The organism is Polaromonas sp., from assembly GCF_013817205.1.
Lineage (GTDB): Bacteria > Pseudomonadota > Gammaproteobacteria > Burkholderiales > Burkholderiaceae_C > Polaromonas.
Genome location: NZ_JACDDD010000044.1, coordinates 19136 through 30739 on the forward strand (window position 1 = coordinate 19136; position 11604 = coordinate 30739).

General features: G+C 64.2%; 10 protein-coding genes and 1 riboswitch. Of the genes, 2 read left to right on the forward strand and 8 right to left on the reverse strand.

All coding sequences use genetic code 11. The features are described from left to right. Positions 1–14: 14 nt before the first annotated feature. A complete protein-coding gene (locus H0W47_RS11445) occupies positions 15–1487 on the reverse strand; it encodes a M20 family metallopeptidase (protein ID WP_296924392.1) in 1473 nt (490 codons plus the stop codon). Between the two features lie 125 nt (positions 1488–1612). Here H0W47_RS11445 and H0W47_RS11450 point away from each other — a divergent pair, with 125 nt between their 5' ends. Then, positions 1613–2452 carry a DUF72 domain-containing protein gene (locus H0W47_RS11450; protein ID WP_296924394.1) on the forward strand — a complete coding sequence of 280 codons (840 nt, stop codon included), beginning with the start codon at positions 1613–1615 and terminating at the stop codon, positions 2450–2452. On the opposite strand, the gene H0W47_RS11455 is transcribed toward H0W47_RS11450, so the two are convergent. The 6 genes from H0W47_RS11455 to H0W47_RS11480 form a co-directional block, all read right to left on the reverse strand. Beyond that, on the reverse strand, positions 2436–4259 hold the full coding sequence (locus H0W47_RS11455; RefSeq protein ID WP_296924396.1) for a SulP family inorganic anion transporter: 1824 nt from the start codon (positions 4257–4259) through the stop codon (positions 2436–2438). The genes H0W47_RS11450 and H0W47_RS11455 overlap by 17 nt on opposite strands. Positions 4260–4374: 115 nt before the next feature. Further along, complete coding sequence (gene chrA, locus H0W47_RS11460; protein ID WP_296924398.1) at positions 4375–5739, reverse strand: chromate efflux transporter; 1365 nt, start codon at positions 5737–5739, stop codon at positions 4375–4377. Next, positions 5736–6638: a chromate resistance protein ChrB domain-containing protein gene (locus H0W47_RS11465; RefSeq protein ID WP_296924400.1), complete on the reverse strand. Its 903-nt coding sequence runs from the start codon at positions 6636–6638 to the stop codon at positions 5736–5738. The genes chrA and H0W47_RS11465 overlap by 4 nt, the downstream gene beginning before the upstream one ends. A gap of 123 nt (positions 6639–6761) precedes the next feature. Continuing rightward, positions 6762–7361 (reverse strand): methionine biosynthesis protein MetW, encoded by a 600-nt coding sequence (metW, locus tag H0W47_RS11470; protein ID WP_296924402.1) that lies wholly within the window; start codon positions 7359–7361, stop codon positions 6762–6764. Next, positions 7358–8545, reverse strand: a complete 1188-nt coding sequence (locus H0W47_RS11475; RefSeq protein WP_296924404.1) for a homoserine O-acetyltransferase — start codon at positions 8543–8545, stop codon at positions 7358–7360. Before H0W47_RS11475 ends, metW begins: the two co-directional genes overlap by 4 nt. A 290-nt stretch (positions 8546–8835) precedes the next feature. Beyond that, a complete protein-coding gene (locus tag H0W47_RS11480) occupies positions 8836–9399 on the reverse strand; it encodes a TMEM165/GDT1 family protein (RefSeq protein WP_296924406.1) in 564 nt (187 codons plus the stop codon). A gap of 6 nt (positions 9400–9405) precedes the next feature. Further along, positions 9406–9577, reverse strand: a riboswitch (yybP-ykoY riboswitch). Between the two features lie 141 nt (positions 9578–9718). Between H0W47_RS11480 and H0W47_RS11485 the strand changes: the two genes are divergently transcribed. Next, on the forward strand, positions 9719–10921 hold the full coding sequence (locus H0W47_RS11485) for an ammonium transporter (protein ID WP_296924408.1): 1203 nt from the start codon (positions 9719–9721) through the stop codon (positions 10919–10921). 77 nt (positions 10922–10998) lie between these two features. On the opposite strand, the gene H0W47_RS11490 is transcribed toward H0W47_RS11485, so the two are convergent. After that, positions 10999–11475, reverse strand: coding sequence for a DoxX family protein (locus H0W47_RS11490; protein WP_296924410.1), 477 nt, complete (start codon positions 11473–11475; stop codon positions 10999–11001). Positions 11476–11604 lie beyond the last annotated feature (129 nt).

Genomic DNA, 11604 nt, shown 5'->3' on the forward strand with positions numbered 1-11604 from the left:
CACGACTCGCGCTCTCAGGGCATGCAGGCGATGACGTGCGCCACGGCAGCCGTGATCTTCTTGGCATAGGGCACATGCAGAAACTCGTTGGGCCCGTGCGCATTGCTTTTCGGGCCGAGAACGCCGCAGACCATCATCTGCGCCTTCGGGAAGCCCTGGCTCAACATGTTCATCAGCGGAATGGTGCCGCCCTGACCAATCGTGCCGCAGGGCGCGCCGTAGTGAGCCTGCGAGGCATCGTCCAGCGCTTTCTGGAACCACGGCGAGGTCGAGGGCGCGTTCCAGCCGGTCGCACCGCCGGCGCTTTCAAACGTGACTTTGGCCTGGTAGGGCGCGTTGTCTTCGAGCAAGGTCTTGAGCTCCTGGACCGCACTGCCGGCATCGATCAGCGGCGGCAGGCGCAGCGACAGCTTGAAGGCGGTGTACGGCCGCAGCACATTGCCGGCATTGCCCATTTCGGGAAAGCCGTCGGCGCCAGTCACGCTCAGTGTCGGTTTCCAGGTGCGGTTAAGCAGCGCCTCGACCGGATCGGTGGTGGTCGGCAAGGCAAAGGTGGTGGCGCCGCCGCAGTCGTGGTGCGCCCAAGGGAAGCGCTTGTAGATCTGGTCGCCCAGAATTTGCGCCGTGACCTGCGCCTGCGCCAGCCGCTCGGCCGGGATCTCGCAGTGAAAGCTTTGCGGCAACAAGCGGCCGGTCTTGCTGTCCTCGAGGCGGTCCAGCACCTGGCGCATGATGCGAAAGCTCGAGGGCACCAGACCGCTGGCGTCGCCCGAATGCACCCCTTCGGTCAGGATCTCGACCTTGAGCACGCCGCTGGCCATGCCGCGCAACGAAGTGGTCAGCCAGAGCTGGTCGTAGTTGCCGGCACCGGAATCCAGGCAGATCACCAAGCCGACGTCCCCAAGTCGGGTGCGCAAGGCATCGACATACGGCAGCAGATCGTAGGAGCCGCTTTCCTCGCAGGTCTCCACCAGGCCGACGATGCGCGGATGCGCGACCTTCTGGCTTTTGAGCGCCTGGATGGCCGCAACGCTGGCGTAGACCGCATAACCGTCATCGGCACCACCGCGGCCGAACAGCTTGCCGTCTTCGTATTTGGGTGTCCAGGGGCCGAGGTCACTGCGCCAGCCGGTGAATTCGGGCTGCTTGTCCAGATGCCCATACATAAGAACTGTCTCCGTCGAACCGGCTTTGGTCGCCGGCACCTCGAAAAACAGCACCGGGGTGCGACCTTCCAGCCGGACGATCTCGAGCTTGAGGCCCTCGACCTTCTGCGCCTCGACCCAGGCCGCGGCATTGCGCATCACGGTATCGATGTGGCCGTGGCCGGCCCAGTCGGCATCAAAAGACGGCGACTTGGCCGGAATGGTGATGTAGTCGGTGATCTGCTTGACGATGTCGCGGTCCCACTGGACGCTGACATCGGACAGGGCCTGCGCGTCATTGAGCAGGCCGGCGGGGATTTCGCGGTGCAGGGGGGCGTTCATGACAACTCCGGGAGGTGATGCTAAAGGGCTACTGTACCTGTGCCAGGCCACTCGTGCCACTCCGGCTTTGAGGGGTGCTTGGCGCGCCGGGTCTTTTTCTGCAACCATGCGCAAGTCCTGCATTGATGAAAGTGCCCGTGAAAAAAACGTCACCCCCCGCTCCAGGCATCCGCGTCGGCATCGGCGGCTGGACCTATGCGCCCTGGCGCGACAACTTTTACCCGGCCAAACTGCCGCAAAGCCAGGAACTGGGCTATGCCAGCCGCCAGCTCAGCACCATCGAGGTCAACGGCACTTACTACAGCACTTTCAAACCGGCTACCTTTGCCAAATGGCGCGACGATACACCCGACGACTTTGTTTTTTCGCTCAAGGCCAGCCGATTCAGCACCAATCGCCGGGTGCTGGCCGAGGCCGGCGAATCGATCACACGCTTCGTGGACAGCGGCATCAGCGAGCTCGGCGCCAAGCTGGGTCCTATCGTCTGGCAGTTCGCGCCAACCAAGGTGTTTGATGCCGAGGATTTCGGCGCCTTCCTGACACTGCTGCCGAAGAGTGTGGATGGCCTCAGGCTGCGCCACGTGCTCGATGTGCGGCATCCCAGCTTCATGACACCGGACTACCTGGCGCTGGCGCGCAAGCACCACTGCGCGACGGTGTTTACCGACTCGCCGGATTTCCCGTCCTTTGCCGACCTGACGTCCGACTTCGTTTATGCACGGCTGATGTGCAGCGACGCGAAGCTCAAAAACGGCTACGCGCCCAAGGCGCTGGATGGCTGGGCGGCGGCGGCGCAGCGCTGGGCGCAAGGCGGCGAGCCGGCGGAGCTGCCGCGCCTGGAAACCCCCAAAAGCAAGAGCGCGCCCCGCGACGTGTTTGTCTTCTTCATCAACGGCGCCAAAGAGAAGGCCCCGCATGCCGCCATGGGTTTGCTGCAGCGGCTCGGTTTCAAGCCGCCGGTCTAGGCGTCACCGCATCCGGCCCGGGCACGCTGCGGCATTCCTCAAAAATGCGCACCGTGCACTGGCGGCAGATCGCCGGGTCCAACCGCGTGAAAATTGTCGCGATCGCGCTGCGCTTGTCAGGGAACTGGTGCGCGGGTCCCAGCAGGCGTGTGAAGCCTGTGGTCTGCCACATCTGAATGACTTCCGGGCGCGGCCGGTGAAAGTACAGATCGCCGCCCATGACGCGGCGCGCAACAAGCTCCTGCTCCCAGAGCTGGGCACCGGCCAGGTCGATGAAGTTCATGCTTTTGCCCATCACCAGCAAGTGTTTTTGCGGCTGCGGCGCGTGGCGCAGCGCGTGCAGCGTGTCGGCCACATGCTGGGTTGCGCCGAAATAAACCTCTCCCTCCATGCGCAGCAGTTTCAGCTGGGGACATTCTTGCAGTGGGTTTTCCGCATCGGCCAGCACCACAAACTGCCGGTCCGGCACCCGGCTGTCAAAACCCATGGTGCGCATCGCCGGCTTTGAGGTGCGGTACAGAAAGGACATCAGCGACAGCAGCGTGCCCAGCAAAATGGCGACCTCAAGCCGGATGCTGACCGTCGCAACCATCGTGGCGAAGGCCACGCCGAACTCGGTGCGGCTCAGCGCCCACAGCTGCTTCCAGCGCTTGATGTCCAGCAGGGACACCGCCACCAGCAGCAACAGTGCGGCCAGCGCAGCCATCGGGATTTGCGCCAGCAGCTTCGCGCTGAGCGCCACCAGCACCAGCAGCAACACCGCCGAGAACACCGCCGCCAGCGGCGTGCGCGCGCCGGCCTCCAGATTCGGCATGGAGCGGTTCAGCGAGCCGCAGGAGACGTAAGAAGAAAAGAATCCGCCAACGATGTTGGACAGACCCTGGCCCCGAAACTCGCGGTTGGCGTCGATGCGCTGACCGGAACGCGCTGCCACCGCCTTGGCAATCGAGATGGATTGGCCCAGGGCCACAATCGTCAGCGCAAACGCCAGGCCCAGCAGTTCGGACAGCGCCGACCAGCTCACCGTGGGCACGGCAAATTGCGGCCAGGGCGTCTGGATCTGGCCAACGGTGCGCAGTGGCAGCGGCGCGGTACTGACGTAGGTGGCCCAGCCCCAGCCCAACAGCGTCGCCGCCACCAGACCGGCCAGCATGGACGGCCAGCTTGGGCGCAGTCGCCGCACCAGCAGCGCGATGGCAATCGTCACCCCAGCCACCGCGAGTGCCGCCGGCTGCAGCGCACCCAACTGCCTCAGCACGTGTATCAAGACCGCGGCCGCGCCATGTTCTGCGGCCGGCGCCAGACCCAGCAGATCCGGCAGCGCGTAAACAGCGATCAACAAGGCCGCGCCCGATGTGAAACCGAACAGCGCGGCCGGCGAGATGAAGTTGGCCAGGCTGCCCAGCCGCAGCGCGCCGATCAGCCACTGCATGATGCCCACCAGCACCGTGACCGCCAGCGCCATCTGGATATAACCGGGGCTGAAGGCCAGCGCCAGCGGCGACACCATGGCAAACAGCGCCAGCGAGTTGGCATTGGTCGGCCCCGACATCACATGCCAGCTCGAACCGAACAGCGCGGCAACAATGCAGGGCACGATGGCGGTGTAGAGGCCATATTCGGGCGGCAAGCCGGCCAGTGTGGCAAAGGCAATGCCTTGGGGCAGCACCAGCACCGCACCCAGCAGGGCCGCCATCAGGTCATGGCGCAGCGTTTCAGGCGTGACCGTGTGGACCCAGCCGCCAAACAGGCGCTCAAACACGGCAGGCGCCCGCGCGGAGGGCGTGGTGTCCTGGGAGGCTTGCATGGGCCTGAGCATAACGCGCAGAGGCCGGCCGCCGCGCCGGGCCGCCCCAAGCAAGGCCAGCCCCCTTTGGGGGCAGAGAGTTACGCGCAGCGAACAAACGTGGGGCCGCCAACAATCAGGCCAGGCCGGCCAGACGCAGCAGCAAGCCGGCCAGCGCACAGGCCGCAATCACCGGGATCACGCCGGCCTTGTAACGCAGGAGCGCCACACTGGCCGCCACCATGATCGCCACCGCCGGCCATGCCACATTCGAAGCAAATCCGGCCTCAGCCCCCGTCGGCAAAGCGACATGCGCTATGAAAAACAGAGCAAGACTTGCGATCACCCCAACCACGGCGGCGGTGATGGCCGCCAGCGGTGCGGTGAAGAGAAGCTTGCCGTGGGTGGACTCCACCAGCGGCCCGCCCGCGAGGATGAAGATGAAGGACGGCAGGAAGGTGAACCAGGTCACCAGCAGCGCCGCCAGGGCGGCACCCTGGAACAAGGCATCCGGCCCCAGCACTTCCTTGGTCCAGCCGCCGACAAAGGCCACAAAAGCCACCACCATGATCAGAGGCCCGGGCGTGGTTTCACCCAGCGCCAGGCCGTCGATCATCTGCGGGCCGGTGAGCCAGCCGAACTGATCGACGGCGCCCTGGTACACATAGGGCAACACCGCATAGGCGCCGCCAAAGGTCAGCAACGCCGCCTTGGTGAAGAACCAGCTCATCTGCGTGAGGGCGCCGTCCCAGCCCTGCCACACCAGTAGCGCGCCCATAGGCAGCAGCCAGAGCAGGACGCCGACGGCAAGCACCATCGCCAGCCGCGATTTTTTGAATTGCGCATGCGGCGGCGTGGGTGTGTCGTCGTCAATCAGCGCGGGCGCATGCGGCCCGCTTGCAGACGCATGTCCCCCGGCGGCGAACTGCCCGGGCGCAAAACGCGCACACAGCCAGCCAGTCAGTGCAGCGCCCATCACCACCCACGGAAAAGGCACATGCAGCACGGCAATTGCTATAAAACTGATAGCTGCTATCGCCCACGGGACGGGGGCCTTGCGTGGATTTCTCAATGATTTGCTGCCGATGCGGTAAACCGCCTGAAGCACGATGGCCGCGACGGCTGGCTTAATACCGTAAAAAATTCCGGCGACCAGCGGCACATCGCCGAAGGCGACATAAACCCAGCTCAGCGCAATCAGGATAAACAGCGAAGGCAGCACAAACAGCGCGCCGGCCACCACACCGCCCCAAGTCCGGTGCATCAGCCAGCCGATGTAAGTAGCGAGTTGCTGCGCTTCCGGTCCGGGCAGCAACATGCAGTAGTTGAGCGCGTGTAAAAAGCGCTTTTCCGAGATCCAGCGCCTCTGCTCAACCAGTTCGCGGTGCATGATGGCAATCTGCCCTGCCGGCCCACCGAAACTGATGAAGCCCAGCTTGAGCCAGAAGCGAACGGCCTCGCTGAAACTGACCCCTTCGGGCAGCCTGGTGGCCGGCATCATGCGCGCGCACCTGTCAGGGTTTCCGGCTTCCAGTTGTGCCCCTCGGGTGATTTGCCTTGCCATACGGCCTGTGCTTCGCTGGCGCACCAGGCGTAGAGCGCGTCGTACAGCGGCATCGCGGCTTCCAGCATGCTGTGGTCATCCCGGTGCAAAGCGGACAAACCCAGCGAGAAGGCCAGCAGGCCGGCGCACTGCGGCTCCAGCGCTAGGCGGCCGGTGTCGGCCCCGCGCACGACGCGGGCAAGGTGGTCCACCGCCGGGTCTTCGATCTCGAACGCGCGAAGCAAACCATCAAAGCTGCACCATTCGCCCTCGTGCGTCACCGGTGCGCCCGGGAGGTCATAGGCCACGGCTTTCAGCCGCGCCGCTTCACTGAAGACCTGTGCAGTCGGAACATAAAAGAATTCCGCGCGCGGGTCGATAAATCGGCGTATCAGCCAAGGGCAGGCGATGCGGTCAATCTTGGGTCGCTCCCGCGTGATCCAGCGCGACGCCCGCTCGCCGGTCACACCCCAGTCGGCGCGCTTGCGCATGGTGGGCAACGGCGTCACGCGCCATCGGACGATATTTTCCATGCTGTCCACGCCATCTTCACCACCTCCGATGCCGCCGGCCAGTGCGCGCGCGTCCCAGCCTGCGGCGCGCAGCAGCGCTGCCGCATCCGCACTCACGTTGTGGCCATAAACGCAATACACGACCACCTCGCGCGCCGGTCCGGCGGCCGCCAGTGCCGCGACGTCTTCAGGTGCACAGCGCCGCGCCGAGGCAAGCATGCGGGGGCTTTCTGCAAATTTGCCCTCGCGCCGGACGTCGAGCAACAAGGGGGCATCGGCGCGGCCCATGCGGGCAGCAAGTTCTTCGGGGGTGATTTGGGGAACGGAAAGGGTAGAGGTGTCCACGGAATACTCCAATGAGTGTTACCAGCGCTTGGACGGGACACCGTCTTTCTGTGAAGAGTCGGGAGGCTGAAATCCCGATGGCTGGATATTACCAGCAGCGCAGCGGCGGAGCCAGCCCTGCGGCTAACCGTGCTGAAACTTGAACACCGCGCGACTGGCGCGTCCGTTGGGCCAGAAGCGGATTTCCTGGCCATCCTGCAAGCCAAACGAGTCAATGATCTTGAGCCGGTTTTTCTGCGCCAGCGCGGCAAAATCCTGCAGGGTGCCGACCCGGATGTTCGGCGTGTCATACCACTGGTAGGGCAGGACCTTGGTCACCGGCATGCGGCCGCGCAGCACCGCCAGGCGGTTCGGCCAGTGGCCGAAATTGGGAAAAGCCACGATGCCGGTGCGCCCGACGCGCGCGGTCTCACGCAGCATGACCTCGGTGTTGTGCAGATGCTGCAAGGTGTCGATCTGCAGCACCACATCAAAACTGGCGTCGCCAAACATGGCCAGGCCTTCATCCAGATTCAGCTGGATGACATTGACGCCACGCGCTACACAGGCCTGCACGTTCGCGTCGTCTATCTCCACGCCATAGCCGGTGCAGCCGCGTTCGCGGATCAGGTGGTCGAGCATGGCGCCATCGCCACAGCCAAGATCCAGCACACGGGAGGCCGGCGGCACCAGCCGCGTGATGGACAGCTGGTCGGCGGAAAGGCGGGCAGGGGACTGCTTCATGGCGCCACCTTGCTCTCAAAATAGGAGCGCACCACGCCCAGATAGCGAGGGTCGTCGAGCAAAAAGGCATCATGGCCGTGGGGTGCGTCAATCTCGGCGTAACTCACGTCTCGCTGGTTGTCGAGCAGGGCCTTGACGATCTCGCGGCTGCGCGCCGGCGAAAAGCGCCAGTCGGTGGTGAAGCTCACCAGCAGGAACTTGGCGCTGGCCTGCACCAGTGCACGCGTCAGGTTGCCGCCGTGGGCGGCGGCCGGGTCGAAATAGTCGAGTGCGCGCGTGATCAGCAAATAGGTGTTCGCGTCGAAGTACTCGCTGAACTTGTCTCCCTGGTAACGCAGGTAACTTTCAATTTGGAACTCGACGTCCTGGGTGCTGTACCGGTAGGCCGCTGCCCGGGCCGGGGCCTCACCATCGACATCCAGGCCAGCGGTTTCAACGACCGCCTGCCGAAGCTGGCGCCCGAACTTTTCATTCATCACGTCGTCGCTGAGGTAAGTGATGTGGCCGATCATGCGGGCAATACGCAGGCCGCGCTGCGGCAACACGCCGTGGCGATAGAAGTGGCCGCCGTGAAAGTCCGGATCAGTGACGATGGCGCGGCGCGCCACCTCGTTGAAGGCAATGTTTTCGGCCGTCAGATTCGGCGCGCTGGCAACCACCACGGCATGGCGCACGCGGTCCGGGTATTGCAGCGTCCAGCTCAGCGCCTGCATGCCGCCCAGGCTGCCGCCCATGACGGCGGCCAGCGTCTGGATGCCCAGCGCGTCGAGCAGCCTGGCCTGCGCATCGACCCAGTCCTGCACCGTCACCACCGGGAAGTCGGCGCCGTAAACCTGGCCGGTATCGGGATGGGTTTGCATCGGCCCGGTCGAGCCGAAGCAGGAGCCGAGGTTGTTGACCCCAATGACAAAAAACCGGTCCGTATCCACCGGCTTGCCGGGGCCAATCATGGTGTCCCACCAGCCTTCGGAACGCGGCACCGGGGCGCCCGATTCATCGAGGTAAATCCCCGCTACATGGTGCGAGGCATTGAGCGCGTGGCAAATCAGCACGGCATTCGATTTGTCCGCGTTGAGCGTGCCGTAGGTTTCGTAGCTCAGGTCGTAGGCGCGGATGGACGCGCCGCTTTGCAGCGGCAAGGCGTCGGCAAAATGCATGGACTGCGGCGTGGCAACAAGCGTCAAGGAAAGCCCCACAAAACAAAAACCCGGCATCGCTAAAAGCGAGTCCGGGTCGTGGATGTCGTCTTTAGCTGAACTTTTTAAGCGCCCGCAAGCTGGCAAATCGGCGCTGATTAAGTATACCCCGCTGGATATGGCCCCCACGGTTGCTCACTGCGTGTAGCGCCCTGCCCCCCGAGGGGGCCGCTGCGCCTGCGGACTGGCGAAGCCAGATCCGCGGCCCCTGCTTGAACAGAGAAGAGCCTCCTCGGTCACTCGCTGCCCCGGGGATGGAATGGAGAAGGCCACGTGGATCAAGCCTTGATCAGCAAGGCGGCCAGCCCGAGCCCCGCAAAAATCAGGGCCGACACGATGTGCACCACACGCAGAGGCACCAGACGCGTCACGCGTTCGCCAAGCCAGACGACGGGTGCGTTGGCCAGCATCATGCCCAGTGTGGTGCCGGCCACAACGGCGGCCATGGCGTCATAACGTGCCGCCAGCATGACCGTGGCGATCTGCGTCTTGTCGCCCATCTCGGCCAGAAAAAACACGGCCACGGTGGTGGCGAACACGCCCCAGCGTGGCGGTTTGGCATCCTCGCCGTTTTCAAGCTTGTCGGGAACCAGCATCCACACCGCCATGGCGAGGAAAGACGCGCCGAGGATGTAGCGCAGCGTCTGCGGCCCGACCACGGTGGTCAGCCAAGCGCCCAGCGCGCCGGCCAGCGCATGGTTGGCAAGCGTGGCCACAAAAATGCCGGCGACGATGGGCCAGGGCTTGCGAAAACGCGCAGCGAGGACGAGGGCGAGGAGTTGCGTCTTGTCGCCCATCTCGGCGAGGGCAACGATGCCGGTGGAGACGAGGAAAGCTTCCATGAATAAGACTCCGGCCGAAAACCAATGACTGCACGGCATCCCCGGCCAAGGGTGTCTGTGCAGTTAAAGGTCTCGCGGGGTCCGATGGACTGCTGGCGCCATGTCCGTGACCGGACAAGTCTGTTGACGCGAGCCCCTTTCAGGATTGAAAGGGTGGCTACTCCCCAATGACAGGTCGTCATTCTAGCCGGCGCCATGCACGGCAGCACCCCAAGCTGGTGCGCACTTGTCTGGCGCACTTATTGCTTGGTTTTGGTGCTTTTGATTTTTTCAATCCTGTTTCGCACTAAAACAGCACAAACCATTCAAGAGGATTCTTATGGACGCACTAAAACAGGGCTCGGATGCCTTGTTCATCCTGCTGGGCGGCATCATGGTTCTGGCCATGCACGCCGGTTTTGCCTTTCTGGAGCTGGGCACGGTTCGCAAGAAGAACCAGGTCAATGCGCTGGTCAAGATCCTGGTGGACTTTTCGGTCTCCACCGTGGTGTATTTCATCGTTGGTTATGGCGTGGCTTACGGCACCAGCTTTTTTGTCGGGGCCGAACAACTGGCGGCCAAAAACGGTTACGAACTGGTCAAATTTTTCTTTCTGCTGACTTTTGCGGCAGCAATCCCGGCCATCATCTCCGGCGGTATTGCCGAGCGGGCGCGTTTTTACCCGCAGTTGCTGGCCACAGCCGTGATCGTCGGTCTGGTCTACCCGCTGTTTGAGGGTGTGGTGTGGAACCAGCGTTTTGGTGTGCAGGCCTGGATCAAGGACTTCACTGGCGCCGAGTTTCACGACTTCGCCGGCTCCATCGTGGTCCACGCCATCGGTGGCTGGCTGGCGCTGCCGGCGGTGATTTTGCTCGGTGCGCGCAGCAACCGCTACCGCAAGGACGGCGGCATCTCGGCGCACCCGCCGTCCAGCATTCCCTTCCTCGCGCTGGGCGCCTGGATCCTGACGGTGGGCTGGTTCGGCTTCAACGTCATGAGTGCGCAGACGATTGACAAGATCTCCGGCCTGGTCGCCGTCAACTCCCTGATGGCCATGGTCGGCGGCACGCTGGCGGCGCTGGCGCTGGGCAAAAACGACCCGGGTTTTGTGCACAACGGCCCGCTGGCCGGGCTGGTCGCTGTGTGCGCGGGCTCGGACCTGATGCACCCTCTGGGCGCGCTGGTCACCGGCGCGATCGCCGGCGCGGTGTTTGTGCTGATGTTCACCCTGACGCAGAACCGCTGGAAGATCGACGACGTGCTGGGTGTCTGGCCGCTGCACGGCCTGTGCGGCGCCTGGGGCGGCATTGCCTGCGGCATCTTCGGCAGCAAGGCGCTGGGCGGGCTGGGCGGCGTGAGCCTGGGCGCGCAGCTGATCGGCACGGCCATGGGCATAGCCTGGGCGCTGCTGGCGGGTTTTGCGGTTTACGGCCTGATCAAGGCGACCCTGGGCCTGCGCATGACGCAGGAGGAAGAGTACGAAGGCGCCGACCTGTCGATCCACCGCATCGGCTCGACGCCGGACCGTGAGGTCAACTGGTAAACCGCAGCATCCGGAAAGCGCTCCTAAATTGATAGCTGTTTGCGCTTGCCAGACAAGGGCGGGTGGCCGATTTGACCTTAGATTCCGGACTGGCCGCGCATGATGCGCGGCGCCAGCCAGCGGTCCAGCGACCAGGCGCCAGGCCCGTAGATCGCCAGGCCGGCCAATAGCGCGCCCCAGAAGATGTGCTGCTGCAGGGCGGCGGGCGCGATCTCGCTGAGCGAAATCACCGCCACGGCGTTAACGACGAACAGGCCCAATGCGGAGAAACGCCCGGCCAGGCCCAGCACCAGCAGCACGGGCAGTACCAGCTCACCGGCCGTGCCCATGAATGCTGCCACCGCCGGCGGCAGCACCGGCACCTTGTATTCATCGGTGAACAGCGCCACTGTGGTCTCCCAGTCCCGCAGCTTGGTCAGGCCAGACAGGAAAAACACCTGGCCAACATACAGTCGCGCGGCCAGCGCTGCGGCGGGCTGCAGCAAATCCAGCGCCGTACTGAAGCGGCGCCAGAGGCCCAGCACTTTTTGCACAGGTGAGGGGGTGGTGTTCATGGCTTGTCCTTTTTTGCCAAATCACAGAGCGCGAGCGCCGAGCAGCAGGCCGGTATGTACGGCCGGCGCCAGCCATGCTGCGAAGTCAAGATCGGGTGCGGCTGACAGGGCGCCCTGTAGCGACTGGCC